This is a genomic window from Mesorhizobium sp. 113-1-2, assembly GCF_016756475.1.
Lineage (GTDB): Bacteria > Pseudomonadota > Alphaproteobacteria > Rhizobiales > Rhizobiaceae > Mesorhizobium > Mesorhizobium loti_C.
In genome coordinates, this window is record NZ_AP023242.1 from 7,392,766 (window position 1) to 7,419,144 (window position 26,379).

The 26,379-nt window shown below is 59.2% G+C and carries 17 protein-coding genes and 5 pseudogenes; 10 read left to right on the forward strand and 12 right to left on the reverse strand.

The window, feature by feature from the left end:
- Positions 1-14: 14 nt before the first annotated feature.
- Positions 15-5,225: a Ulp1 family isopeptidase gene (locus tag JN279_RS35515; RefSeq protein WP_446720439.1), complete on the reverse strand. Its 5,211-nt coding sequence runs from the start codon at positions 5,223-5,225 to the stop codon at positions 15-17.
- 390 nt (positions 5,226-5,615) lie between these two features.
- On the opposite strand from JN279_RS35515, the pseudogene JN279_RS35520 reads away from it, so the two are divergent.
- The 8 genes and pseudogenes from JN279_RS35520 to JN279_RS35555 all read left to right on the forward strand — a co-directional run.
- Positions 5,616-6,238: pseudogene (locus JN279_RS35520) on the forward strand (IS6 family transposase); the annotation flags it as partial.
- A 113-nt stretch (positions 6,239-6,351) separates the two neighbouring features.
- Positions 6,352-7,999: pseudogene (locus JN279_RS35525) on the forward strand (transposase).
- Position 8,000: 1 nt separating this feature from the next.
- Positions 8,001-8,657: pseudogene (locus JN279_RS35530) on the forward strand (TniB family NTP-binding protein); the annotation flags it as partial.
- Between the two features lie 66 nt (positions 8,658-8,723).
- Positions 8,724-9,404, forward strand: coding sequence for a plasmid pRiA4b ORF-3 family protein (locus JN279_RS35535; protein ID WP_096453902.1), 681 nt, complete (start codon positions 8,724-8,726; stop codon positions 9,402-9,404).
- 90 nt (positions 9,405-9,494) lie between these two features.
- Positions 9,495-9,950, forward strand: a pseudogene (locus tag JN279_RS35540) (transketolase family protein); the annotation flags it as partial.
- Positions 9,951-10,093: 143 nt separating this feature from the next.
- A complete protein-coding gene (istA, locus tag JN279_RS35545; RefSeq protein WP_202351483.1) occupies positions 10,094-11,842 on the forward strand; it encodes an IS21 family transposase in 1,749 nt (582 codons plus the stop codon).
- Positions 11,820-12,587 carry an IS21-like element helper ATPase IstB gene (istB, locus tag JN279_RS35550; RefSeq protein ID WP_202351484.1) on the forward strand — a complete coding sequence of 256 codons (768 nt, stop codon included), beginning with the start codon at positions 11,820-11,822 and terminating at the stop codon, positions 12,585-12,587. The genes istA and istB overlap by 23 nt, the downstream gene beginning before the upstream one ends.
- Before the next feature lie 79 nt (positions 12,588-12,666).
- Positions 12,667-12,843: pseudogene (locus JN279_RS35555) on the forward strand (transketolase family protein); the annotation flags it as partial.
- Positions 12,844-13,397: 554 nt separating this feature from the next.
- Here JN279_RS35555 and JN279_RS35560 read toward each other — a convergent pair.
- Genes JN279_RS35560 through JN279_RS35570 form a run of 3 tightly spaced genes read right to left on the reverse strand, consistent with a single transcriptional unit; the run spans position 13,398 to position 17,004 of the window.
- Positions 13,398-14,732, reverse strand: a complete 1,335-nt coding sequence (locus JN279_RS35560) for a hypothetical protein (protein ID WP_202351485.1) — start codon at positions 14,730-14,732, stop codon at positions 13,398-13,400.
- Complete coding sequence (locus JN279_RS35565; protein WP_202351486.1) at positions 14,729-15,874, reverse strand: caspase family protein; 1,146 nt, start codon at positions 15,872-15,874, stop codon at positions 14,729-14,731. The genes JN279_RS35560 and JN279_RS35565 overlap by 4 nt, the downstream gene beginning before the upstream one ends.
- A complete protein-coding gene (locus JN279_RS35570; RefSeq protein ID WP_202351487.1) occupies positions 15,871-17,004 on the reverse strand; it encodes a hypothetical protein in 1,134 nt (377 codons plus the stop codon). The genes JN279_RS35565 and JN279_RS35570 overlap by 4 nt, the downstream gene beginning before the upstream one ends.
- Before the next feature lie 129 nt (positions 17,005-17,133).
- Here JN279_RS35570 and JN279_RS35575 point away from each other — a divergent pair, with 129 nt between their 5' ends.
- Together JN279_RS35575 and JN279_RS35580 are read left to right on the forward strand one after the other, a co-directional pair.
- Positions 17,134-18,282, forward strand: a complete 1,149-nt coding sequence (locus JN279_RS35575; RefSeq protein ID WP_202351488.1) for a nucleoside triphosphate pyrophosphohydrolase family protein — start codon at positions 17,134-17,136, stop codon at positions 18,280-18,282.
- Positions 18,279-18,947, forward strand: a complete 669-nt coding sequence (locus JN279_RS35580; RefSeq protein ID WP_202351489.1) for a uracil-DNA glycosylase — start codon at positions 18,279-18,281, stop codon at positions 18,945-18,947. The genes JN279_RS35575 and JN279_RS35580 overlap by 4 nt, the downstream gene beginning before the upstream one ends.
- Here the strand turns inward: JN279_RS35580 and JN279_RS35585 are convergent, their stop codons facing one another.
- From JN279_RS35585 to JN279_RS35620, 8 genes are all read right to left on the reverse strand, one after another.
- Positions 18,948-19,724 (reverse strand): hypothetical protein, encoded by a 777-nt coding sequence (locus JN279_RS35585; protein ID WP_202351490.1) that lies wholly within the window; start codon positions 19,722-19,724, stop codon positions 18,948-18,950.
- Positions 19,696-20,373, reverse strand: coding sequence for a C1 family peptidase (locus JN279_RS35590; RefSeq protein ID WP_202351491.1), 678 nt, complete (start codon positions 20,371-20,373; stop codon positions 19,696-19,698). Before JN279_RS35590 ends, JN279_RS35585 begins: the two co-directional genes overlap by 29 nt.
- Positions 20,373-21,392: a protease inhibitor I42 family protein gene (locus JN279_RS35595; protein ID WP_202351492.1), complete on the reverse strand. Its 1,020-nt coding sequence runs from the start codon at positions 21,390-21,392 to the stop codon at positions 20,373-20,375. The genes JN279_RS35590 and JN279_RS35595 overlap by 1 nt, the downstream gene beginning before the upstream one ends.
- 1 nt (position 21,393) lies before the next feature.
- A complete protein-coding gene (locus JN279_RS35600) occupies positions 21,394-21,768 on the reverse strand; it encodes a helix-turn-helix domain-containing protein (protein ID WP_202351493.1) in 375 nt (124 codons plus the stop codon).
- Complete coding sequence (locus JN279_RS35605) at positions 21,765-22,106, reverse strand: hypothetical protein (protein WP_202351494.1); 342 nt, start codon at positions 22,104-22,106, stop codon at positions 21,765-21,767. Before JN279_RS35605 ends, JN279_RS35600 begins: the two co-directional genes overlap by 4 nt.
- Positions 22,107-22,187: 81 nt before the next feature.
- Positions 22,188-22,799, reverse strand: a complete 612-nt coding sequence (locus tag JN279_RS35610; RefSeq protein WP_202351495.1) for a dTMP kinase — start codon at positions 22,797-22,799, stop codon at positions 22,188-22,190.
- A gap of 209 nt (positions 22,800-23,008) precedes the next feature.
- The gene (locus tag JN279_RS35615; RefSeq protein ID WP_202351496.1) at positions 23,009-23,506 is read right to left on the reverse strand and encodes a PIN domain-containing protein; all 498 of its coding nucleotides are present in this window, start codon (positions 23,504-23,506) and stop codon (positions 23,009-23,011) included.
- On the reverse strand, positions 23,506-26,001 hold the full coding sequence (locus JN279_RS35620; protein ID WP_202351497.1) for an N-6 DNA methylase: 2,496 nt from the start codon (positions 25,999-26,001) through the stop codon (positions 23,506-23,508). Before JN279_RS35620 ends, JN279_RS35615 begins: the two co-directional genes overlap by 1 nt.
- Positions 26,002-26,379 lie beyond the last annotated feature (378 nt).

Here is a 26,379-nt window from a genome sequence, read left to right on the forward strand (position 1 = left end):
CCCAGCCATCGAGCTCAACGTCCCGCGTCGGAGCGCTCTCTGCTTCTGGAGGAAGCCATTAGGTCCGCTCGGGCTTGATCGGAGGCTTGGCCGATGGACGTTGTGTTTGCTTCGCTCGGCTGCCGCCCGATGGCGAGGCTTTGCGAATTGTCAGTCCTCTGCCTTTTCGCCGGTCTCAACGGCGCTGTGTAACGTTCAGTGTTGATGACGACGCCCCCGCTGTTCACGCGGTTGCTCCTGTCCAGTGTACTCGTCAGCTTGTCCTCGGCCTCGCGCGTCTTGCCCAAGTGCCGTTCCAACGGCGCTGGCGCGACCTGTCTGGCTTGCTGCTCTTGCAAGGCGGCGTGTTGCACCTGCGACCCGGGTGCTGCCAAAGCTTCGGCAGGGCTTGCGGCAAGCTCGTACGGCAAGCGCCCCTCTCTCAGTCGGTTTTGCAGCGCCTGCCGATCGGCGACGAGGTAGTTGAGGTGCAGCGGCAGCTGCTGGTCTGGCCGCTCTTCGTTCGCCAATCGACGAACCAGCTCGCGCGTGCCGTCCACCACGAAGACGCCGCAGTCAACAGCGTTTTTCTGCTGCGCCATGTCGGGTGTTACCAGGGTCGCGTCCAGTCTTGTAGCGAGCTTTCGTGCAGGCGCGTCGTTGTATCGCTGTTCATTTTGCTGGATGGAGTCGTAGTGATAGGCGACCGCTCTTTCCGGATCGCGGCGATCTACGAGGAGCAGCGACCAATGGGTGCCGCGGTCAATACCCACCCCATCGTTCACTGGCACGAACAGGAAGTCGGATGGGCCGGCGTTTCGATTATAAATCGACTGCAATGTGCCTCGCGCGTCTTGCTGCTCCATGTGGCGCAGCAGATGGGAGACCGACGGATCGACCAGCCGCGTCCGGGCGGCGAGCGCTGGATCGGCCTGCTGCAGCTGCTGCTCGAGGAATTCGTAATCCCTCTGGATATGTTCGTCGCCCAGCAGTTGGGTGGCCCCGAGCACCGCCCCCCGGGGGAGATTGGACGAGCCTGACGGAAGGGCTTCGATGTGTGCATCGGAGGAGGTGGTCAGATCGACCAACGGAACCCCGAGATGGGTGTCTGAGAGCCTGGCGGTCGCTGGCAAGGCGGGTCCCGGAGCCCTTGCCGGTACTGCTGCCGCTCCAGCTTCCCTTATCGCTCCGCGATGGAGGAGCCAAACGTCGTTGCCCTCCTCTGGCCACCGGGCGGTGTAGCCGTGGCCTTTAATCTCGTAGTTCCATTCCGGCTTGTCCGCGTCCGGCAAGAGGCCATAATGGTACAAGGAAGAGAGCATCGCCTCTGGGACGCGTTGAGTCCCATGGGAGAAGCCTTTGGGCACGGCGAACGAAACATTTATGGAGTCCTCGATCGCAGCCGGGGGCGCCTCGGACCTTGCTGAGGGCGCGGCCCCCGCATGCAGCCTTCCGATGTGTTCGGACCCTGTCCCTTGAACCGGTACCCCTTGCAATGGCAATTCACCCAATTGCCGCATGGGGGGCTGCATCGGCATGCGGCCGCCTGAATTGCCGATTTCGCTCGGCTGCTGCTGAATGGCGGCGGCTTGCGGCGTATTCAGGGCCCTCTGCCTCTCCGCCGGCCGCAACGGCGCCGTCGAATGTTCATTGTTGATGATGAACCGCTCGGGTGGCAGGAGGTTGCCCTGGTCAAGCGCATCCGGCCAGGGCCGGATCTGCTGTTGGCTGGCAGCCAAGACTGGCGGGGCGGCGGCCTCAACTCCGGCGTGCCCAGAGCCGGCCGCTGCCAAAGCGTCCGCCACGATCCTGTCTGACGCAGGCTTCGCATCGCGAACCCGTTCAAGCGCCCAGCGGAGATAATCGTTGCCTGGAAACAACACCTCGGCGAATTCGATCCGCGAATCATGATCCAGCCCAGAGATCGTCCGGCCCCGCCTGTCAAGCGCCTCAGAAAATCTGCGAAGACTATGACCATAGACAACACGGGTGCTTGGGGCCAAGCTGCTGTCACTGGTCACTTGTTCCAAGACATGCGCATCTGCCTTTGAAGGCACCGTCACTGGCCACCGGCCAGTCGCTGAATAGCCCGGCTCATGATACGCACGCAGGACGTTCAACGCCGGCCTTATATCCCTTATGTCAGTGTCTTTCGGAAAGAAGGTATTGAGGTGATCGACCAGGGATTGGTGATTTTTTAGATCAGTCGCTTGGCCACGAGCACCGAGATCATTCGCCAATCGGCGAAGCGCATTCGAGTATATTCGGAGCGTCGGCGCGCTATGGTGTTGCTGAGCCTCAGCATGGGCGATCGCCTTATCAATCACGTCCCGGTGTTCGTCGGACAAGTGGGGATAGCGGTTAGCCGGGGCACCAACAGTCGCTGAATAGCCCGGCTCATGATAGGCACGCAGGACGTTCAACGCCCTCTTCATATCATCGTTTTTCGGAAAGAAAGCATCGAGGTGATCGACCAGGGATTGGTGATTTTTTAGATCAGTCGCTTGGCCACGAGCGCCGAGATCATTTGCCAATCGGCGAAGTGCATACCTGTATTTTAGGACCGTGCTCTCGCTATATTTTTGCTGAGCCGCAGCGTGGGCGATCGCCTTATCGATAAGGTCGCGGTGTTCGTCGGACAAATGGCGATAGCCGGTGGCACGGGCGCCACTCGCGACAGGTTCGGCTCGGCGCGGCTCGGCCACGTGCTGCTCAAAACCCGCTTGCCGCGCTTGGCCAGCATCCGGCAAGGGGCCAGGGCGGTCCAAGAAAGAGAGCATCGCGTCTGGGACGCGTTGAGTCCCATGGGAGAAGCCTTTGGGGACGGCGAATGAGACGTTTATGGAGTTCTCGATGGCAGCGGGGGGTGCCTCAGCCCTTGCGGAGGGCGCGGCCTCCGCATGCAGCCTTCCGATGTGTTCGGACCCTGTCCGTTGAACCGGTACCCCTTCCAATGGCAATTCACCCAACTGCTGCGTGGGGGGCTGCATCGGCACGCGGCCGCCTGAATTGCCGATTTCGCTCAGCGGCTGCTGAATGGCGGCTGCTTGCGGCGTATTCAGGGCCCTCTGCCTCTCCGCTGGCCGCAACAGCGCTGTGTCATGTTCATTGTTGATGATCACCCGCTCGGGTGGCAGGTGGTTGCCTTGGTCAAACGCATCCGGCCAGGGCCGGATCTGCTGTTGGCTGGCAGCCAAGACTGGCGGGGCGGCGGCCTCAACTCCGGCGTGCCCAGAGCTTGCGAAAGCGTCCGACACGCTTCTGTTAGGATCCTCCGGTCCAGCGGGCATCCCTGGGTTGCCGAACAAAGACGAGGCGGCTTGATCACCCTGCCGCTGCTGAAGCACTTCGCGGAACCCCTGTTCCAGTCGCAGAAGCTCCTCTGGATTGGTTGGCGGCTTGTCAGCTCGATTATCGAACAGCGGCCGCAAGGCCTCGGGAACCTCCGCATTGTGAACCCGCTGCAGCGCGAAGCGGAGTTTCTTGTTGCCTGGAAACAACGCCTCGGCGAGTTCGGTCCGCGAATTGTGATCCAGCCCAGAGATCGTCTGGCCCCGACTCTCGAGCTCCTCAGAAAATCTGCGAAGAAGACGACCATAGACGACACGGGTGCTTAAGGCCAACCCGCTGTCACTGCTTAATTTTTCCAGGATACGCGCATCTGCCTTTGACGGCACCGCCGCTGGCCACCAGCCAGTCGCTGCATTGCCCGGATCATGATACGCACGTAGGATGTTCAACGCCGTTTTAATGTTCTGGTCATTCGGAAAGAAAGTATCGAGGTGATCGACCAGGGATTGGTGATTTTTTAGATCAGTCGCTTGGCCACGAGCGCCGAGATCATTCGCCAATCGGCGAAGCGCATTCGAGTATATTCGCAGCGTGTCCGCGCTCTGGTTTTGCTGAGCCGCAGCGCGGTCGATCGCCTTGTCAATAACGTCCCGGTGTTCGGCGGACAGATGGGGATAGCTGGCAGCAGGGCCGCCAGCAGTCGCTGAATAGCCCGGCTCATGATACGCACGCAGGGCCTTCAAAGCGCTCTTCATATCAACGTCTTTCGGAAAGAAAGCATCGAGGTGATCGACCAGGGATTTGTGATTTCTTAGATCGATTGCTTGGCCACGAGCGCTGAGATCATTCGCCAACCGGCTAAGTGCAAACGTGTATTTTCGGGCCGTGGTCTCGCTATATTTTTCCTGGGAGTGGGCGATCGCTCTATCAATAAGGTCCCGGTGTTCGTCGGACAGATGGTGATAGCGGGAAGCACGGGCGCCACTCGCAACCGGGTCGGCTCGGCGCGGCTCGGCCACGTGCTGCTCAAAGCCCGCTTGCCGCGCTTGGCCAGCATCCGGCAAGGGGCCAGGGCGGTCCAAGAAAGGGAGCATCGCGTCTGGGACGCGTTGAGTCCCATGGGAAAAGCCTTTGGGGACGGCGAACGAAACGTTTATGGAGTCCTCGATCGCAGCCGGGGGCGCCTCGGACCTTGCTGAGGGCGCGGCCCCCGCATGCAGCCTTCCGATGTGTTCGGACCCTGTCCCTTGAACCGGTACCCCTTGCAATGGCAATTCACCCAACTGCTGCGTGGGGGGCTGTATCGGCACGCGGCCGCCTGAATTGCCGATTTCGCTCAGCTGCTGCTGAATGGCGACGGCTTGCGGCCTATCCACGGCCCTCTGCCTCTTCGCTGGCCGCAACGGCGCCGTCGAATGTTCATTGTTGATGATGCCCCCCTGGGGTGGCAGGTGGTTGCCCTGGTCAAGCGCATCCGGCGAGGGCCGGATCTGCTGTTGGCTGGCAGCCAAGACTGGCGGGGCGGCGGCCTCAACTCCGGCGTGCCCAGAGCCGGCCGCTGCGAAAGCGTCCGTCACGATGCTGCTGTGGTCACCCGGTCCAGTGGGCATCCCTGGGTCGCTGAAAAAAGACGAGACGGCTTGATCATCCTGCCGTCGCTGAAGCACTTCGCGGAACCCCTGTTCCAGTCGCAGAAGCTCCTCTGGATTGGCTGGCGGCTCGTCAGCTCGATCATCGAACAGCGGCCGGAGCGCCTGGGCCACTTGATCATCCTGCCGTCGCTGAAGCACTTCGCGGAACCCCTGTTCCAGTCGCAGAAGCTCCTCTGGATTGGTTGGCGACTCGTCAGCTTGATCGAACAGCCTCCGGGCCTCGGCAAGGTGCTGCTCAAAGCCCACTTGCCGGGCCTGGACCGCTTGCCCCTCTTCCAAGCCGGCGTCCTGCACCTGCGGCAAAGCTGTTACACGGGATGTAATTTTTCGCTGGTCCACACTAGCCTCGCATCAAACTGTATCGTCAAAGTCCTGCGCCAATCCGCGCAGCGGCTCATCGAGTCGAGATTCTGCGGAGAATCCCTCCTCTGCTTCCGTCAAGGGTGCCGGCTCCGGGAGGGCGCCTGTCTGCCTTGCGACTCTTCCGTGTCATATGTGGCATGTCGAGTCGATCCGGAGGATTTGGAGATGCAAATTCCCATAGCCGTTCACCTGTAGTGGAGTTTCTGATCGCCAAGGGACGGGATACGCGAGACGGGCGCTTAACCTTCAGTGTCATCTGGTTGGCTTACGACAAGCTGACGGGCACCGTAACGTTAACCGGGCATCGATCAAAATGTGGGATCTGGCGGCATGACCAGATTTTCCCGTGATTATCGTCGCCACCGATTTCCGGCGCAGGTGATTGCCCGTGCCGTTTGGCTCTATTTCCGGTTTCCGCTCAGCCTGCGGATGGTCGAGGATATGCCGGCAGCTCGTGGCGTCATCGTCTCTCGCCAGACCGTGCGACTTTGGGCTGAAAAATTTGGCAGACACTTTGCCAAATGATATCCGGAAGTGATCGGCCGGCAAGCTCGGCGCCACATGGCATCTCGATGAAGTTGCCATCACCATCGGTGGAAAGAAACACTGGCTTTGGCGCGCCGTTGATCAGGACGGGTTTGTTCTCGACGTGTCGGTGCAAAGCCGTCGCAATGTCAAGGCGGCAAAGCGCTTGATGCGAAAGCTTCTGAAGGCCAAGGCCGTTCGCCGCGTGTGATGATCACCGACAAGCTTCGATCCTACGGTGCGGCGAAGCGGGAGATCATGCCAAGCGTCGAGCATCGCTCGCACAGGGCCCGAACAATCGGGCGGAGAACTCTCATCAACCCGGCCCGCGGCGGGAGAGGATCATGAAGCGCTTCAAGTCAGCGCGACATCTTCAGCCTTTCGTTTCCGTACACGACCCGATCGCCAACCTGTTTAACGTTCCCCGCCACGATTGTCGCTTTTACTTCCCGATTTCAAACGTCGAAATGTCATGTGTTGTTTAGGTTTAGACGCTACGAAGGGCACGATTCTTCGCTAACGATTTCACTGCTGCTCAATTTTGCCAAACCTATTGCACAACCGAAAACCGGCTACCGCCGCGTCATACTCCGATGAAGCATGGTTGGCCGCACGTCGTATCGCGCGCGAACTGGACAGGATTCTCGACGGGTCGGGTCTCCGCCGAGCGGCAATCGTACGCGCGGCCGCCGAGCTGCGTCTCTCGACTCGACAGGTCTACAATCTGCTTGCGCGCTACCATATCGATCGGACGGTGACGTCGCTTCTGCCCCGGCGCGACGGAGCGCGGAAGAAGCGTCTTGAGCAGGACATCGAGAAGATCATCGCGGCAACACTGCGAAAGCAATGGCTGGTGCTGGAGGCTCCGCCGCTCGCCCCTGTCGTGGCCGAGATCCGCGCCCGCTGCGAGGAGGCAGGCCTGGCTCCTCCGTCCTACCTCACTATGGCCCGCCGCATAGCCATGCTGTTCAGTCCTGCGGAGATCGCCAAGAAGCGATCCGCGAACCCAAAGCACCTCCATCGGCTCAAGCCGCGGCCGGGATACATCCACGCGGCGCGCCCGCTCGATGTCTGCCAGATCGATCACACGCCGACCGACATAAATTTCGTGGAGGTCGTTGACGACGGAACCTTTGTCGGCCGGGCATATCTCACGATCGTCACCGACGTGGCAACGCGCTGCATTCTCGGCTTCTGCCTAACCCTGGAAAAACCGTCGGCGCTGTCGGTCGCGCTCTGCCTGGCGCAGGCCATGTGTCCGAAGGAACCGTGGTTGGCTGCGCGCGACATCGAACATGGATGGCCGATGTTCGGTCGACCGCGATCGCTTGTCACCGACTCCGCCAAGGAGTTCAAAGGAAGCGCCTTCCGGCGTGGGTGCGAGGACTATGGGATTCGCATCCGATACCGGGACCGCGGCCGCGTCCACCAGGGCGGCGTGGTCGAAAGGCTGCTCGGGAAACTCAACGCCGTTCTTGCAACGCAGCCCGGTTCGACCGGGCGCTCAGTGGCGGACCGCGACCAATATCCTGCTGAGCGACGAGCCCGTCTCAGCTTCGCCGATCTCGAGCGATGCATCACACTCGCCGTGATTGACCACAACCTGCAGGAAAACGCGCGGACATTGACGGTACCCGCGACAGAATGGGAACGGCAGGCGCGGTCTTGCCTGCTTCGACGATGAGCCCCTGCGGATCCTGCTGTCATTCATGCCTGGATCTGAAAGGCGCCTGTCGCCACAAGGTGTCAGCATGTTCGCGCTCGACTACTACTCGCCCTGGCTGGGAGCACTGGTGCCGCAACGCGACCGGCTCGGCAAGCTCGATCTGCGATATGATCCTCGCGACATCAGTCACATCTACATCCTGGATCCGGAGACCCGTGAGTTCCGACCCGTAGGGCGGCGCGACGGAACGGTCGCTCCCACGACGTTGTGGGAACACGACGCTGACCGCTGGCGGCGGCGGGCCGCGAATGCGCGAACGGATGTTGAGAAGGTGACGCTGCGCCGGCAGATCGCGGAGATCGGCGCTCGACAAAAGCCGTCGAGAATCGAGCTGCGCAATGCCGTGCGCAAGACTCACGCTACCCAGGCGCCCAAGCCCTATGATGCGATGCGTCCGGCGACATCGGAGCCTGCCGAGCATCCCGCACGCCGGAAACGCCGACTGCCGGTCGAGGATTGGTGACGTGGCTGACCATCTGCTCGATCATGTCCGTCCGTATCTCGACCGCAGCGTGGAAGAGCGGATCGCCTATATCCAGGCGCCGCGATGGATCGGTCATCAGATTGCTATCCAGGCGCATGAACGTCTTACCGCGTTGCTGGCCCGGCCGCCAGCGCTGCGGACCAAAGGGCTGATGCTGGTCGGGCCCTACGCCAATGGCACGACGATCATCGCCGAACGGTTTGCCGTCGGGCACCTGAGAGCGACGGAGCAACAGCGGGTGTGGGTGGTGCAGACGCACGAGGGCGCCGGCCTGGCCCATTTCTACGAAAGCATCCTGCAGGCGCTGCGCGCTCCAACCGGCAGCAGCCGGGATGTCGGTCGCAAGGCCGCGCAAATCGACCACCTGCTCGACAGCCTGAAACCGAGGATTCTGATCTTCGACGAATTCCACAATGCGCTGCGTGGCAGGGCCCGCGACGTCGAGGCGGTTCTTTCGTTGCTGAGGAGAATCGGCCGCCAGTTCGACATTTCGCCGGTTCTGATCGGGGAGGTCGCCGTCTACGATTTCATCAACCAGACCGCGGAAATGGCGACCCGTTTCGATCTGCAGGTAGTACCGCGATGGCAATATGACGAGGAGCTTCTTGCGCTGCTCGACAGTCTCGAAGGGAGCATGAGGATTTGTGGGGCGGGCTGGAACGAAGTATGTCGTCACCGTTGAATTTTGACGGGGCCGGCGGATATGAAAAGGGCAAAACGGGCAGCGACGAAAACTGCCGGAGAGGCGGCAGCCTCGGAGGATGAGATTTCCATCCTGCAATTCCGCATCTGGCTGAAGGACGTGAGCCCCATGGTGTGGCGTAGGGTTCAGGTTCCCTCGACGATGACGCTACGCGAGTTTCATGGCGTCCTTCAGGTCGCGATGGGATGGGAAGGCATACACCTTTACCAGTTCGTCATTCACACGGTGCGGTACGGCTCGTGGGAGGCGGGTGCCCGCTTTCCGGCTATCCCACTTGGCAATTTGCAACTGCGTAACGGCAGCCGGTTCCTGTACGAGTACGACCTCAACTTCCCTTGGGAGCACGAGGTCCGGCTAGAGCAGCGCCGGCCTGTCAAACCCGGAGCTCACTATCCGGCGTGTACGGGCGGCGACGGCAACTGTCCGCCTGAGGATTGTGGTGGACCGGAAGCCTGGATGTGGCAGAGGGACGAGGCGCTCGGGCCTGACCTCCATGAGGATCTCGCCACAGCATTGGAATTCATCACGGAAATCGGCGACACCCGGTCCCTTGCGGTCCTCGATGATCCGGACCGCGCTTGGGAATTACAGGAATTGCTGTTTCGGATCAAAGGCCGAGCTACACTTGTATGGGGCGATGATTGTCAAGCCAGCTCCTACTTCATTTCGACCATCTCCTAGTTCGGCCGATTGGCGACCATCTCCTCGTCCCGACCTATTTCGCTCTGGCTGCCGCGCGCAGTGACGGTCAAGGCTGGGGCCGCAGGCCCGATCGCGCAGCTACCGGGATTGACCACCGGCTACGGCCCCAGCCACCAGGCGACGGAAGACATCGCGATTTTCCGCGGCATGCCGAACCTGACGATCATCGATCCATGCGACGCGCTCGACATCGAACAGGCCACGGAGGCGATCGCGGACTACAAGGGGCCGGTCTACATGCGGCTGTTGCGGGGCAAGGTCCCCGTCGTGCTCGACGAATATGATTACACATTCCAGATCGGCAAGGCGCGGCTGCTGCGCGACGGTGCGGATGTGCTGTTCATTTCCAGCGGGCTGATGACCATGCGCGTGCTGGAGGCCGCGAAGGCGCTTGAAGCGAACCGCATCGACTGCGCGGTGCTGCACGTGCCGACCATCAAGCCGCTCGATACGGACGCAATCCTTGCCGCCGCGCGCCGGGCTGGACGGATGGTGGTCGTTGCGGAGAACCACACGATGATCGGCGCCCCGTGGGTCGGTCAAAATCCCCCGGGTATGGTCACTTGAAACTCCCCCACCTGATGATCACCGGCAGCGCTACTGAACAGCGGTAGCCGGTAAGGCAGGACGTTTATTTTCATCCCCTCATACAGCGAGGGGACCGGGAGTTGAACGTCTTGAAGGCACATCTGCAAAGCACCGTACTAACATTACTTGATCGCAACACCAGCCAGCGCGAGATTCAAAGGCTGACGGGTGTCGACCGCAAGACGATTCGGCGTTACGGAGCGCAGCGGGCTGGTGCGGAAGCAAATTCCCCCGGGGAAGTGACCACCGGCTCGGCGAGCGCGGAGGACCAAATTCCTCCACCCCGACCACCGGCTTTTGGGGTGTCGGGAGCGACGGTCACCAGCAGCCTGGCCCGCTCGGCCTGCGAACTGCATCGGGCGTGGATCGAAGAACAGGTCCGCCTGAAGCGAAATGCGCAGGCGATTTACCAGGACCTGGTCGATCAGTTTGGCTTTCCGTCCAGCTACCAAAGCGTCAAGCGGTTTGTGCGCACGTTGCGACACAGCGATCCCAAGCAGTTTGATCGTCTTGAGTTCCTCCCCGGCGAGGAGGCTCAGGTCGACTATGGCGAGGGCGCGCCGACGATCGATCCCAAGAGCGGCCGGTACCGTCGTCCCCGCCTGTTCGTGATGACGCTGCGCTATTCGCGGCGCAGCTTCCGACGAGTGGTCTGGCAATCCAGCCAGCAAGTCTGGGCGCAGCTTCACGAAGAGGCATTTCGATATTTTGGCGGGGTGGCCAGTTATGTGGTGCTCGACAACCTGAAGGAAGGCGTCCTCAAGCCCGATCTGTACGAGCCCGAGCTCAATCCGATCTACAGTGCGATGCTGGCTCATTACGGCGTCGTCGCCGATCCGGCCCGCGTGGCGGACCCCAATCGGAAGGGGAGCGTCGAGAATGCGATTCAACATACCCAGGGGACCGCGCTGGCCGGACGGCGCTTCGAGACGCTGGAAGCCCAGAACGAGTTCTTGAGGCATTGGGAGGAGAACTGGGCTTCCAAGCGCATCCACGGCAGCACTCGCCGTCAGGTCGAGGCCATGTTCCAGGAGGAGAAGCCGCATCTGCGACCGCTGCCTGTCGCACCCTTCCGCATCTTCACTGAAGTCGTTCGGACCGTCTGCGACGACACCACCGTACGCGTCGACAGCAGCTATTACGCCGCGCGGCCCGCGCCCATCGGCAGTCAGGTCGTCGTGCGCATCTACACTTCCACGATCGAGATCCGTGATCGCCACACCCATGCGCTGCTGCGGATTCATCCCCGGATGACGCACCCCGGTTCTGTCGTCCTGCCGATCAACGAACGGCCGTTCAATCCGTCACGGCAAACCGCCGTGCTGCTGGCGAACGCGGGTCGCATCGGCCCACAAACCAAGGCCCTGTGTCAACACATGTTCGATGCCGAGGGACGCCCCGGACAGCGCGCGATGTGGGGCATTGTCGGGCTGAGCCGGAAGTATCCGACACCGCTGGTCGAGCAGGCCTGTGCTCATGCCATCAGCAACCGCATCTACCGTTACAAGCACGTACGCGCGACTGTCGAGCGGCTGTTTGAGCAGGCGCTGCAACAGGTTGAAGAAGCCCCACAGCCGGCATCGCAGCTCACCCAGGATCATCCACTGATCCGCGCCCCCACGGAATATGGCGACCTCTTCAGCCGTGCTGTGCGACACGATGCCGGCAACAATGGCCGGCAGGCCGAGGCTGATGACGACCGCGCCTCTGCAACCCGCGCTCGTGGCGCCTGCGCAACCCCGACCAGCTTCGACGCCACGAGCGCTGCCGTTACCCCTTCTCACCTCAAACTGGAGACCCAACCCCATGATGACCATACCCGAAATTGAACGCTGCCTGCGACAGCTGCGCCTGTCGGGCGTCCGCGACACGCTGCAGACGCGCGTGCTGCAGGCGCAGGGCGCAAACCAACCCTTCCTCGAGACCTTCTCCTTGATCCTGCAGGACGAACTGGATCGTCGCCAATCCCGCCTTATCGAGCGGCGATATCAGCAATCCGGGCTCGATGAAAAACTGACGCTCGCCGAATTCGACTGGTCCTTCAATCCCAAATTGCCGCGCCAAACTTGCTTCCAGCTTCACACACTGGCGTTCATTGCCGCCGGCGAGAACGCGCTGCTGGTCGGCAAACCGGGCACCGGGAAATCTCACATCGCCAAGGCGATTGCCTATCAGGCGATCCTGTACAGCCACAAGGTCCAGTATCTCGAGACCGATGACTTCTTCCACCGCCACGCTCTGAACACCCCCGCGCACCGCGAGGCCCGGATGCGAACAATCATCGACTGCGATCTCCTCGTGCTGGACGATCTGTTCCTCGCACGCGCCATCCCCGACGACGCCGGCGCATGGCTGCAGACCCTGATTCATCAGCGCTACAAACTGCGCCGCAGCGTCATCGTCACCTCCAATCGGGTCGTGCAGGACTGGGGGACATATCTGCGAGACAACACCATGAGCACGACGATACTCGATCGGCTGATGCATCATTGCCATCTGCTTGAGTTCGATGGACGCAGCTATCGCCTCAAAGAAGCCGCTGAAGCCCTTGCCCGGGAAACAAAGTCAAACTAACAAATCCACCTCTGTCCTGTCTTGCGGGTGGGGGAGTTTGACTGACCCTACCCGGGGGAATTTGAAGTGACCCGCGGGGGGCGGGTTGGGCGAAGGTGTCGCTGGCCTGCTGATGATCGAGGGCGTGACCCCTGTCTTCCGCCAGATCGCACTGCCCGACGAATTTCTCGACGCCGGCGCGCTACCGACACTTCACGACCGCTACGGGATCTCAACATCAGAGATCGTGCACCGCGTACGCAAGTGGGTGAAATAGATACGAGGTCCTGACGCGTAACCAGGCTTGGGGTCTGACCCTATGGTGCCAATGTGCCCCTGAAACGCGGTTTCTAGCGTGAAGGCGATCCGCGGCATGGTCAGCGCCGGGAATGCTCCCTGACGCGTCGCTCCTGCGACGCTTTCTCCGGCAAGCGATCGCGCGTCAGCCAGGCGAGCATGGCTCGTGAAGCAACGCTCCCCTCGCGCATCCCGGTCTTGTACTCCCTTCGCATGTTCTTGGCGAGCTCGACCAATCGCAAGACAGCACGCTATGGACGGGGCCGCCCCCGCTGTAGTTCGGCGATGACAGATCGACCAAATCGTCGAGCGCGCAGGGCAGCCGAGGCAGCACTGAAGTTCCACACTGCCCTTTTATGCGACTTTCGAGGCACAGACGGTGAACATCGAGCCCGGCTCTTTGTTAGAGTCACGACCCAGCGAGCAGCCCATCGAAATATGGCGCATTTGCTCAAAGCCATAGAAGTTAGGGAGCTTCGTTCGCTCGAACATCAGGTCTCGAAACGCCATCCCGAAGCCACGATCAGCTCTCGACTATACCAGAACCTTTTCGAGTTCCAAAGCATCACTGCGAAGGCGGCCCGAAGCCAATGTTCTGTAGTTCCCAGTCGGCAGTTTGCCAGCTTGCAGGTTTCGTTCTGGGCGCTCCCACGCATAGAATGGTCCGGCTTTGAGTTTGGTCTTTCCTCGGCGGGTCCATATTGCGGCTTCGTACTTCGCATTCGCGCGGATTGCAGAATCACTTGATGACAGGGCCAGCGCTTCCAACATTTCGACCGCCAATTCACTTGTGGCCGAGAAATAGGGCCGCCCAAGTTTGCGGGCTTGCACCAACGTGTTAAGGCAGCGCCGATCAAGACTGAGTGAGGTTTTGGCGGCGCCTGCTGCAGTCATCCATGCCCACACAACATACCCATCGCTTATCGGGTCATATTTGTTCCAAGGCCATGGCCCTTCACCCGGCAGCCGAGGGACAGCCCCCGCCCTGATATCGGCAAGAGCCCAAGAAAGGTCTGTCCACGGGTCGGCGTCGAGCTTTCCTCGACGATCCGACTGGAAACCGGAAATTCTTTCCAAGCCGCCTGGATACGATCCGCTCGAACCAGCAAGTACCAACGAAAGGCTGGGATCCGGTGCAACCAAGCGCAACGCAAGCTCTGGACCGAAGCCGGATTTGACTAATGCGATTTCTGCGTTTAGGCCGGTCTCGAACAGCGGCACGTTAACTTGCCAGACTTGGTCGCCTTCAATGCCGACGCTCAAACGCAGCCGCTCCTTAGGCCGAAACGCTAGAGAGCCAAAATCGATGATGATCTGGTTGCCGTCCTTTCGCGGATGGAGTCCCTCGACTCGCTGAAAAGCGCGCCACCCTCCCCTTCGAGCCGAAGTAAGATCGATCGAAAGACCAATCGAGAACCGCTTTTCCAAACGTGAAGTGAGCGGCGTAGTGGCGCTCGAAAATTGCTTAGCGGCATATTCAGCCAGGTTGGGGGAGACCACTGGCACAAGATCTTCGTCGATGTCGATTGGCACCGCAGAGGCCGTTCGGAACGATTCATACGCTTGAATGCGACTTGGTCGAAAATTAGAGGCTACTGTCGTCCGTAGCGGCTTCTCGCCTAGTTCGACGATAAAAGGGTCCAAGCCGCCGACAATGTCGATTTTGGTCGTCGTCAAGGCCCCTGTCGTGAGATCTTCCGCGTAACATAAGAATGTCCCAGCCTGCAGTTGCGTCTCTGCAACTCCGTCTTTGTTGCTCAGAAGATCTGCCCCGCTTAATTCACGGTTCATGCCAATTAAGCGGAAGTGGTACGGGACATGCGCTGGCCCGACGATGCGGACATTGTGCACATCAGGATCGTCGATCATTCCACGAGCTCCACGATCTGGGCGGGAGGAGCGGCTGTGAAGACTTGATCTTGATACGAGGGACTCCCGCCTGGGAATTGCGCGGAGGTTGTGTAACGAGTGAGATCGGGATCGACACGAAATCTCCACGCCATCTCAGCGTCGTTCTTGGTAAAAATCCGCCCGTTTCCATCATTCGCCGTGACAGACACTGCGGCAATCATGTGGCTTTCGACCGCCGTTCGTACGACGACGGGAATCTGCGGGTGTGGTACCCTCAGCAACTTAACATCCCTGTTGAATTGCGTAAGAGACTCTGTTTGCAGATCGGTATTGTTGAGGGCAGCATTTGCAATACGGCCTAGTGTAAATAGGATTTGCTGTCCGGTCACCACCCAGCCGTCGGGATTGGAGAATTCGACGCTCGCTCCACTTAAGCCTTCGATCAAGGCCTGTGTGAAGAAAGGCGGCGCTCCATCGGTCGGAGCCCAAGCGCTGGTGCCGAGCCTAGATCCGGCTAGCGAAACCGAGCTTGTCCGCCGTCTAGTAAGCGCGGTAATATCGGGGGTGATCAGAGCTGGGCTTTGCGCTCCGTTGATTTGCTGAAATATAGCTGGAATGACTTCCTGGCAGGCGTCCAGAAAGACCCAACAGCCGTCGGCTTGCAAAGTTGGCAACGCCGACGCCAGCTGCGTGATGTTAATCGATTGCGCCCATGGCCTGTGATTGATGGAGCGGATATCTTCCAACACGGCAACGGCCGTTGTATCGCTGTCGGTCACGCCGTGCGACGCAATATAAAAAAACATATGATCGCCTGGGCGGCATCGTCCGATCCAGCGATCCCCGGCCGTGTGATAATTGGCTTCGTTGGCTGGCTGAACGACGTCGTCGGCCCGAGGATCGTGATCCACGATGCCCAGGCTGAGCGTATCCTGGCCGGCGAGTTGAGCCGGATCGGACAACAACACTTCGATCGAACCTAGCGGGGCGATCAAGCTGTCAGCCCGATCAAGGAGGAAGCGGACGATAGCGCGTGCACCGGCGGTCGTCGCCACCCTGTCGGCCGACCCGTTGGCGCTGAGGCTCGGAAAGCGGCCACATCCGATGATGAATGCGTGGGTCTGAGGTGCGTCAGCTAGCCGAAGGTAGATTGTCGTCACGGCGCAAGCCCTATATTCTTCAGACGAGCGTTGAGCCGGGCGTAGAACATCGTGCTGGAAAAATACGCCCCGTGAGCGTCAAGCACGCCTGCGATCGTATCAACGGAGAAATCCTCGGCGCCTTCAAAAATCGGCGATGTGATGAAGGAAAGCACGTCCATCTTGTCAAAGGCATTCCACCAGTTCTTGACCGCCTCTGGCCTCGGTACCGATCTGGATTGCCCCGAGAATTCGGAGCGGCTTGCCTCATAGAGCTTCATTTCCTCAAAAAGCGCGACTTGTGAGCCAACGGTAAGAAAGAGATCGACGGCAAATTTCGTCCCAATGGCTGCGGAAAAGCCCTCGACAGTTTCGCTGCTCGAGAGCAGGTCATAAAGGATTACGCCGCCCATGCTGTGGCCGACCAATACGAATGGCTCGTTAGGTTTTCTCTGTTTGCCCGCGGCAACAATCGCCTCGGAAACTGTCTTACGAATCTGATTGCGAGCGTCGTTTTCTCGCAGGTACCGAAAAACATCCCCGATAAAGATAGCGAGACCCGGCGTGATCTTTTCCCGGCCAGCCCGGGCGAACGGGCCGTTGACGAGATTGGAAGCGCTGCCCTTTATTTTGTCGGCTGCGGCTTTCACCTGATCGAGAAATCCCAGCGCTTGAATGGCGGCGCCAGCCTCGGCCTCTTTGCGCAGCCGATCGCAAAACTGTGCGTCGTCAGTCACGGTGCCCAACCATGCAGGCTTGGGCTGGGCTGCAGCATATCTGGCCACTCTCATCCAAAAGAGTTCAATATCCTGAGCGGGCGCCTCGTTTGGGTTCGAGATTGCAGCGACGGAAAGTGCCCCTACCACCGCGGCAAAATCGATTCGGGCGGCTTCAACTATTTGAGAGCCACCGCCTTGGGCCAAGGCGGCACCACTACCAAGTGCCTGGTAATCGGCATCGAAGTTCGGGACCGAAGCCAACTTCCACTGAGGGTCGGCGCCAAACTCGCCCCAATAGGGATTGCGGATTGTGAAGTCCGCTGACGAAAACGCGAGTTCCTTGAACCGGCGATCCCGAACCGCCACATTCGCGTCGAAACCGGCGTCTGATTTTCTGTTGGCAACGCCGTGAACAAAAACGACCTGCACCATTCTCTCACCCCCTTTTGCAATTAACCTGAAAGCCTGTGGCCAGCAAGCCACAGCACCTACAAGTTCAAAGTCTCCGATTCCTATTTCACGAATAGTCTGTCACCCTCGTATCATAGGGAGGATTCGGGGATGGACGCTTCTACGATTACGCTGAATGATTACCAGACTGCTGCGAAGACGACAGACAAAACGCACGGCAAGGCGACCGGTCTGGGTTTGCCCATCCTTGGATTGTTCGGAGAGACCGGCAGTCTCCTGAGCGAGGTAAAGAAAAAGCAGCGAGACGCTAACGCATACGACTCGTATGAACGCGGTGTGATCGAGGAGTTCGGTGATGCGCTTTGGTATCTGGCGATCATCGCGGCGCAGGCGGATATTTCGCTCGAAGAGCTGGCAACGGACTTCCTTCATTCTCGCGATGGGCCGCTTACCTTCGCGCAGTTACAGCCGCAGCCTAGCCTTCGACTCCCATTTCCGACCCCCGAAGTTTCACGGACCCTTCTGAAACTCGCGAACGCTGTTGGAAATCTCGCCAACGAGCACGGCGAAGCTGTTTCCAAAACGGACAGACCGTTACTTCTCAGCAAGTTGTCGGTCATTTTCCGAAATCTCATTGATGCCGCCACCGAAGCTGGCGTGACATTGGGCGATGCCGCCGTTCGCAATATTCTGAAGGCACGAGACAAATGGCCGCTCGAACGGACGCCGCCAGCTTTGTTCGACATCGACTTCCTCCCGGAGGAGCAGTTGCCACGGCATCTGGAGATTGAGATCTTCGAACGACCGAGCGGCGACAAAGCCTATGTGTACCAGCGGTGCAACGGCGTTAATATTGGTGACCGGCTTACCGACAATAACATCGTCGAAGATTTCTATCGTTTCCATGACGCGTTCCACTATGCTTACGCAGCCGTCCTGGGGTGGTCGCCGGTGACACGGGCGCTTCTGAAGGTGAAACGGAAAAGCAAAACCAAGGTGGACGACGGCGAGGACGGCCTACGAGCGATCATCGTTGAGGAAGGCGTAGCAGCCTACGTTTTTTCGCGTGCGAAGGAGTACGGCTTCTTTGAAAACCGAGACGAGGTCGATCTAAACTTGCTGAAGACGGTCAAGGGATTTGTTCATGGCTTCGAGTCCGAAACTTGCCCTCTGTGGCTTTGGGAACAGGCTATCCTGACGGGCAATTCGGCCTACCGTTATCTCAAGGAACATCGTCGTGGACGGTTGGTTCTTGATCTAGACAAACGGAGCATGACCGTGCAGGAACTTGCGCCATGAAAGCTGCAGCCTTTGTCGAAGAACTTGCCTCGTACAGGTTTGAAAACGCGTTCAATCCGTATGTTGACGCTTGCCCAGATTTCGATACCGACGAAGCGCCGGCGATCCGGCGCAGGAACCTCGAAGCGGTTCTGGATGCCGCGTTAGCGCGGGGTGTTCATTCATTCTGGATCGCCCGCGATCTTGGCTATCGAGGTGGTCGCCGCACCGGACTTGCGCTAACTGATGAATTGCATCTCGATTGGCACGCAGATTTGCTCGGCACAGCGCCGTTGTACAGAGCAACGAAAGGACCTCCGATTGCCGAGAGAACGGCTACGGTCATCTGGCAGATGCTGAGATCGATCGAGCAGCCGATTTTTTTATGGAACGTCTTTCCTTTCCATCCTCATGCGGCAGGGGATCCGATGACCAACCGCTGCCATACAAAAAGCGAGAGGCTTGCCTGCAAGCCCCTGCTTGAAAGTCTGATCGCCGCCCTCAGACCAAAACATCTCGTTGCAATCGGCCGCGATGCGCAGTCCGCCCTCGCGGATCTTGATCTGGCCGCAACAGCGGTACGGCATCCAAGTTACGGCGGACAGAATGAATTCATAGGTGCACTGGAGACGTTTTACAGCGTTCGGGGTAGAGCGGTCCCCCAGACACAACTGCATCTTCTCTGATCAGGCTGCCTCTCTCAGGCTTCCCGTCGCTCGAGCCTCATCAAGGAGGTCACTCAGGCTTTCCCTGTCCGACGGGCAGTCGACTACGGCATGGGTCGAAACGATCGTCAGGCTTCCCACGTCGACTTTCACCTCGTCTGCAACGAATTTCATCAAGCGGCCGAGGCCTATGAGATTTCCCAGAAGCCGTTCGATGTAGTAGTGATTGCGGTACATCGCCGTCAGCAGAAGCTTGCGCTCAGGCCCATCCGTAAGCTTGAAGCTTAGGAAGCTCAGGCACTGTCTGTTCATCAGGGGACCGGCGTCACGGATGGGATCGTAGATAGTGATCTCGTAGACGTTACGGAAACACCTGCCGGATGCAACTTGATCGCGCATTTTCGTCACCATTTCGTCCAAGGGATTGAGGTATTTTCCCTTTTTCTGCAGCGGAAAGGTGATCATACGATCGAAGTATCGTCCCCAATCGCCCTTTTTGATGCGCGGAAGAACCTTGGTTCGGTAAACGTCATAGAAGGCGGGAGCCTTATGTCTCAAGAATAGAGAGCGAGGAAAGATAGTGTTGGCGACAGTCTCTACAGGATATCTGTCGTATTCCCGGAGGTACTCATCGACAAGGGAGATAACCTCTAGGTCGGCGTCGCTCATGACTGTCGGGTTGGCGACGTCCACGATAACGTTTTGTGCATCGTGGCTGCCGCTGGCCGAATTGACGGCAGTGACGGCCGCGAGCCAAGCAGACGCACAGCTAGGCTGCGTTTTGATGGGCAGATACACCGACTTCCTCCTTCAGCACCGCGATCCGGCGCAATCTCTGTGAAACGTAATCCTCGGTAACCCACGCATGGCCATTCAGACCCCAGAACAGTCCCCAGGAATTGCGCACGAGCAGAGCCCGTCGCCCTCCCACGATCCCAGCGCCTACGGCGATAACGGCATGACGGGTGACATCTTTCTCGCCAGGATAGCCTGCGACAATTCCTTGGCCGCCAGGGTTGTAGAATGCTTCGCCGATGTACAGCACTACTACGGTCGGAGATCCTCCCAGCAAATTCGCAAGGATCTCGTCAAAAGACCCCGGACCGCGCTCGAAGTTTCGAAAATATTTAGTCTTGACGACCGGCGGCCCCCAATGGCTCAGGTCCTCAGGTAAGTCTGCAAGATAGGGCCAGCTTGTCTCGGGAGGCTGTCCGTCGTCGCGGATCGCTTCAAGGATGTGCAATAGCAGCGCACCTTGGTTCGGCAGCAGGCCTGCACGCCTCTGCGCGTGGTAAAAGACAAATTCGGCCGAAAGTGGATCCCACCCGTCGCGAACCGCCGCATGGCAATCGCTCACAGCAAAAGCCAAGCATGTTGGGCGCACGCCCTGATCACGCACTTCTCCAAACATGCTGCGCAGGTCATGGGCGAGCGACGGCCTCGACATTACGCAGCCTCCAGTCGGAAACGACGTTCCGCCCGTGACCAGCCCGCGACTTCAGGGCCATTAAGATCTACGTCGAGCGTATAGTCATTGATAACGCTGCCAGGCTGCCAAGGCCGCGCTTCCGTCATCCGGATCGTGCCTTGCTGCTGCCTCACAGATTGCGCGACGATCCTTCGAACGACAGGCCCCCCTGCGTTCTCCTCCCCGGTCACCTCCCGGACATCTTCCCTGACCGCGAATGCATCCGGCGTCAGCTCGTCAACACGCCATAGATAGCCGGCGCCGGCGTTCTCCTCCAGGCGCATCACAAAAAGATCGTTGGGGCCGCCGTGAAGAACTTCTCCTCTGTCTGCCTCGCTTAGCTCCCAGACATCACCATAATATGCTGTCGGCTCCACGTCGCCGAGGATGCCCTTTTTAATCCTCTTGGGCTCTATGTCGGCAAGGCGTTTTGCATCTGAACGGCTGATCAAATTATAGCGGGCAAGCGTCCAGCAGGTAGCGGAGTAGCTCGTGCCGGCCCGCAGCGACAGCTGATAGACGATTCGAGGATGGGGAAGATCAGGCTTCGTCCAGCCGTGTCGCTTACAATGAAAGAGTGCCAGCCATTGAGGCAGGAGAAATGACGCGGCGAATGCATCCGCCTCTACCTCTTGAAGATTTGTATTCTTTGAAGCCGCAAAGGGGCTGCGGCGCAGGATCGAATCGTCATCAAGGCTTGGCCTGTGCTTGAGATAAAAATGTCCGAGCTCGTGAGCCGCGGTGAACCGTTGCACGCTGAGTGGCCGCTTGGTGGTAACAAGCACTCCGGGAACTGGCTCGCTCATGAATGCTCCGAGCAGACCTTCCAAAGGGCGAAAGATGAGCGGTAGGTTGAGATGTGCCATGACGCCAAAAACGTCGATCTGGCCATTCAAAGCACCGTTGGCGCGTTCGATCCTGTCTCGAATCGCCAGATCGTTCTGTAGCCGACCGGCGGCGGCCATCGCTTTTCGAATGGCGTTTTCGATTGCTGTCATCCTACTCGTCCTCGATCGAAGAGCGGCTCTTCAAAAAGTCTGCGAAGCGGCTCAGTTCCTCAAGGTCGTTTGATGACAGCTTGGATGCAGTGCGGGCCAAATGGCGCACCGGGCCCGAAATGTCCGATGGGTCGGCGTCGTTCGTGAAGTAGCTTACCGGTCTCCGGTAAAGTGTGGCGAGTTTTCGAAGCTCAATAACATCGACCTTGCGTTGGCCGGTTTCAATGTTGGAAAGAGCGCTCCGCGGAATATTAAGACGGCTGGCGACTTCGTCCTGGCTAAGCCCGATATATTCCCTAGATTGACGCAGTTTTTCGGCGATGGCCAGGCGCTCGGCCTCGTCCGGCTTTTTTTCGTGGTTGGCGGGGTCTTTCATGCCACCCCCCCATCAAAATGCTTATCCCAGAGCTTGGCCGTGCGCGCTGTTACATCATCGACAGCTTCCTGGATGGATTCATACCCGCCAGGTCGTACAGCTGCCTGCCCAACCTCGAAGCCGACCACCTCATCAAGAACGCAGAGAATTTCGACCACGGTGTGGGAATCGATATGGATCGCCTTTGTGATCAGCTCGTTTTGAGATTTTGGAAGAAGAACCCCTTCAAATTCCGCCAGATCCTTGACGGACTTGATGAGCTCAGCAAGCAGCGTTTCCTGAACGTGCTCGAGGGGATAGAGGGGAACTTTGACTTTGGTACTCGGATCGGTTGGCAAGGCGCGGTCCTCCAAGAGGTGTTACCAACGCCTAACATAATTCGTCCGTTTTTCCAACAGGCAATGTCGGAAAATCGGACATCATTCCTCCACCGTCCTTTCGATAAGCTCGACGATCGCCGAAACTGCTTCTCCGGGTGTGCGCATATTTGAGACAATTTCCACTGGATAATGAGAACGCTCCTCGAGTGCGAGACTCCGGTAAGCGTCACGCAGCTTCAACCAACTGCTGATCTCGTCATCCCGATCGATTGGCCGATCCCGATCGAGAAGAATGGCGAGTGCCGGCTGAAACTTATCCCAGACAAGTCGTTCGGCTTCCACGAGTGTTCGCAAGCCGGCTTGATGCACACCGGCGGCCGCGCCATAGACGACCGTCGACCACCAGAAACGATCGAGGATGATATGTGTCCCGGATTGCAGCGCTGGCACGATCAGCCGTTCGATGGCATCAAGGTGAGCGGCAATATGAAGCGCCTGCTTCGAAAGCTCGCTCATTGTCCCTATTCTAAATGCCGCCGGGTCGTGGTGAATACGATAAACGACTGCGCCAAGGGTGCCTTCAGCTTTCCCCGGAAAGCTCAAGAATTCAAAGCGGCCAGATCGTTGCCCTAAGGCGACCTTCAAGAGTTCGATCGTCGTCGTTTTGCCAACTCCGTCGGGACCCTCGATAAAAAACAACTTTCCTGACATTTGCCCCCCTTACAACTTTGCGACTAGATAATGAAGAATCAGTCCTAATTAATTAAACCTTCAGGCTAGGAAAGACGCCAACCATCGCAGGCCGAGGCTTCCCTTCTCAGCGGTGATGGTATGGCCCGGCACAGCGATTTGCGGCTTTGACTGTCAAGCGGTCTGGGCGGTGATGAGTACCGAAGGATGGCCCCGTGATTTTAGCTCCGTTATACAAGCTGGACGCGGAGTTCGGGTACAGCAGGTGCGATTACATGAGTGAAGTCGGGGTCGGACGTCACCACGACCAGATTGCGCTCCACCGCCTGAGCAGCGATCCACAGGTCGTTTTCGTCAATCTGGAGCACTTGCCCAGTCACCCGATCCGACCAAGCTTCGACCCAACGCGGCAGCCGCCGTTGGATATCTAAACGCTGGAGAGCGACGCTCGACTTAACATATCCGAACGCCTCGGCGGTATGGCGACCGACTTCGGCCAACGGATGTTCCTCGGTTCGCTCGATACACGCTTCGATATGGCCAAGCGGACGGCCTGCGGCTCGCGAGAGAGCAAGACCAAAGCGCAACTCGCCCATCGTAATAACCGAGACGAGTTGCGGAGCGTTGGCGTCAAAGGTTGCAAGCGCGTCGCGAACAGTTTGGTGGTTCGGTCGGCTCACGTCGTAGAGGACGGACACGAGGTTGGTGTCGAGGAGATAGGTGTCCATTAGTGGATGTACCGCCTAAGCGTCTCTACTTCCTCGTCCGGTGCCGGCGTGAATGCCTCGAGCGCCCAAGCCCCGCGATTGTGTTCGACTAGAGGACCCAAGTATTCATGCAGCGGCATGTACGCCGTAAAGTCCTCCGGCAGCCATCCTCGGAATGGGTGGGCGACACGGCGTTCGTATTCATGACCGCGGAAGAATTCGAGCAAACGCCGCTCCAAGCGTGGGGGCAGGTCGTAAGCCCTCAGTACCTCCGCATCAATCTCGATCAAAAGCTTGCTCAAGAGTTCATCCCTCTCCACGGCTCGCAACACTTCCTTATCTGCTGTCCGGCAGGCCGCACGATAGCGCTTCACCGCCTCAACCACTTGATCGAGAGCCCTCTTAGGCATCGGTAGCGACTTTAGCGATGCATTGGTAAAATGCTGATTGGTCGCACGCTCCGTCATAAAAGCATTGGCGAGAGGCCCATTCAGGATGGCCTCCAACGCTTCAAGTGGAAGGTTGTCGCTCGTGGGCCAAATGCCGAAGAAGCCTTGGGAGGCAACGAGACCGGACCTGTCGGAGGCGGCCGCCATCCGCCAAGGCCCCCTTGAAAGGCGAGCAACGTTGGCCAAAACCTTGGGTTGGTCCCACGGTCGACCGAGTGGCCCCGGGTACATTGCGGCTTCGGGGCTCATGTTGAGGTAAATGAAGTTGTGCATGCAATATTGCGCCAGAGAATCTGCCGGTTTATACACTCCTGGGGTGAAACCCTTGCGCGGCGACTTGGAGATCGCGCTGCCTTGGTTCAACCACTGCAGCCCGCGATATACTTCGGCCATTTTGCCCAATCGCGGAAAGCGATCAGCCAATTCCCACAGCTCGTCGAGCTCTCCGATCCACAGGTCGCCCGAGTGAACTTCCTTGGTTCTGCGTCGCTCGGTAGTCAATTTTCCGGTTGCTAGGAAGTCGAGCCGGCCACGATCGGAAACTACGCTTGACACCAAGCGTGTGGGCCCATGGGCAACCTCGGCGCGCCGTCCGCTGGCAATCAAGATAGCTGTCTCGAATCCGGCGCGTTGGAAAATGCGGTCGGGGAGCGAAGTCAGATCGATATGCTGGTAACGCTCAGCGATGAGCTGCCGAAGTTGGACATATTGCTGCTGCCGCAGAAAGCCCTGCGGCAAGACGAATCCGATCCCTTCCGGCCCGGCGTCCAAAACGGTTCGAAGGACGGCCATTGGCTTCGAGAAGGACTTCGCAGCCATCTCGGGATATTCGGAGCGTTCTTCGCCGTCGAAGTCCTCCCAAGGCGGGTTGCACAGCACGATTTTCGCCGATCCGATCTGCTGCGCGAGTGCAGTCGGCCTGAACAGGTCCTCGTTGGCGATCTTCCAGCCGTTCGCGTTCGGATAGTCCGCGAGGATCAGCGACAGCGTTGCCACCTCGCAAGCGAACGCATCGATCTCTGCGCCTCGGATCCGTGGCACTAGAAATGCGTGTCGCTCCTCGGCCGAAAGTCCCTCAGGTAAAAGGTCGCGCAGATGGCGTAGCGCTGCGACAAGAAATGCACCGGCTCCCGTGAACGGTTCGAAGATGGTAAGCCCATCAAGCTCGAAGCTGCTAAGGTCGAGGCGACTGATTACATATTCCGCCACCTGCCGAGGAGTACTATGCGTCCCAAACCGCCTACGCGTATCTTTGGTCACTAGCGTATTCTCATACACGAAGGCCAAGCTGTCCGAGGAGATGTTCCTAAAGCTGATCGCCTGCAGCAGAGTTTGCCAGGCCGTCTCCGTCGGCGGGCGCGGCAGGCCGCCGAGAGGCTCAGACGGCAACCGCCCGAGACCGTAGTAACTCTCGATGCCGTCCAAGACTTTATCTACAGGCACGTCCCGCCAGGTGATCGCCGCCGGATGCTCACGATCGAGCAGGATCTTCGCTGCGAGCAAGCGGAACGTTGTGCGGAACACTCTCTCTTGTGTCTCGCCATGCAGGCCAGTCATCAGCTCGTCTACAACCTGGCGCAGCAGTCGATCGAGCTTGTCTTCGACTTCGTGCTCGATGGCCGGCAGTAGACCAAGGTCGACGAAATCGAGCTGATAGGCCGTCTGGGTCGGGCCTAATGATTTTGCGCGATGTAGGGCCTGCGGCCGCCAGCGCTCGGCATTCCGCTGGAACAGCTCGGGAATAGCGGCGAAGCTCACCCGTTCGAGCAGTCGGGGCGCGCCCTGCGCGCCGACACGCCAGACACCGATGTCTTGCCGACCGATCGAAAACAGGATCGGCGCTCCAAGCGCGCGGCGCTCGAGCAATGATGTCTCGTCCTCTTCGACTACAACCCCGAAGGCTGCAGATCGGTAGGATTCGGGCGTCTGTGTAAACGCTGCCAGTTCCACACGACGTGACTCTCCGACCGTCGAGAGGACGTCAGCAAAGACGTAGTCCCGGATGACTGCGTCTGACGCGTAACCGAGTTGGCGGAGTTCGGTCTCGATGGCGAGTAGCGCGTTCATCGGCGTGTCCCTTCTGCACGTCGGCGATCGACGGGCAGGCTTTCGCCTGAACCTCGGAGGCCAATCGCCGGGAAGAGAGGCAATTGCGAGACCGGGTCAATAAGCCCGAATCCTTGGGAGAGTGCCTCTAAGTGACGGTTGAGGCGAAGTAGGATCGCATCCTCTTCCGCCGACAAGGGTGTCGTTCGTGCGTTCAGCAGCTCGCATCGTGTCAAGCCGTAAATGGCGAGCGTTCCTCCCCAAAGTCCGGGGAACGAGGAGCCTTCCAACAACCTGCGAGCCGACGCAAGAAGCTCGCGATGGGCCTGGAGTTCGACGTGGAAGCGGGTGCGCAGCACAACGGCGATGCGAAGTACCAGCAGAGTCTGCCAGGAAAAC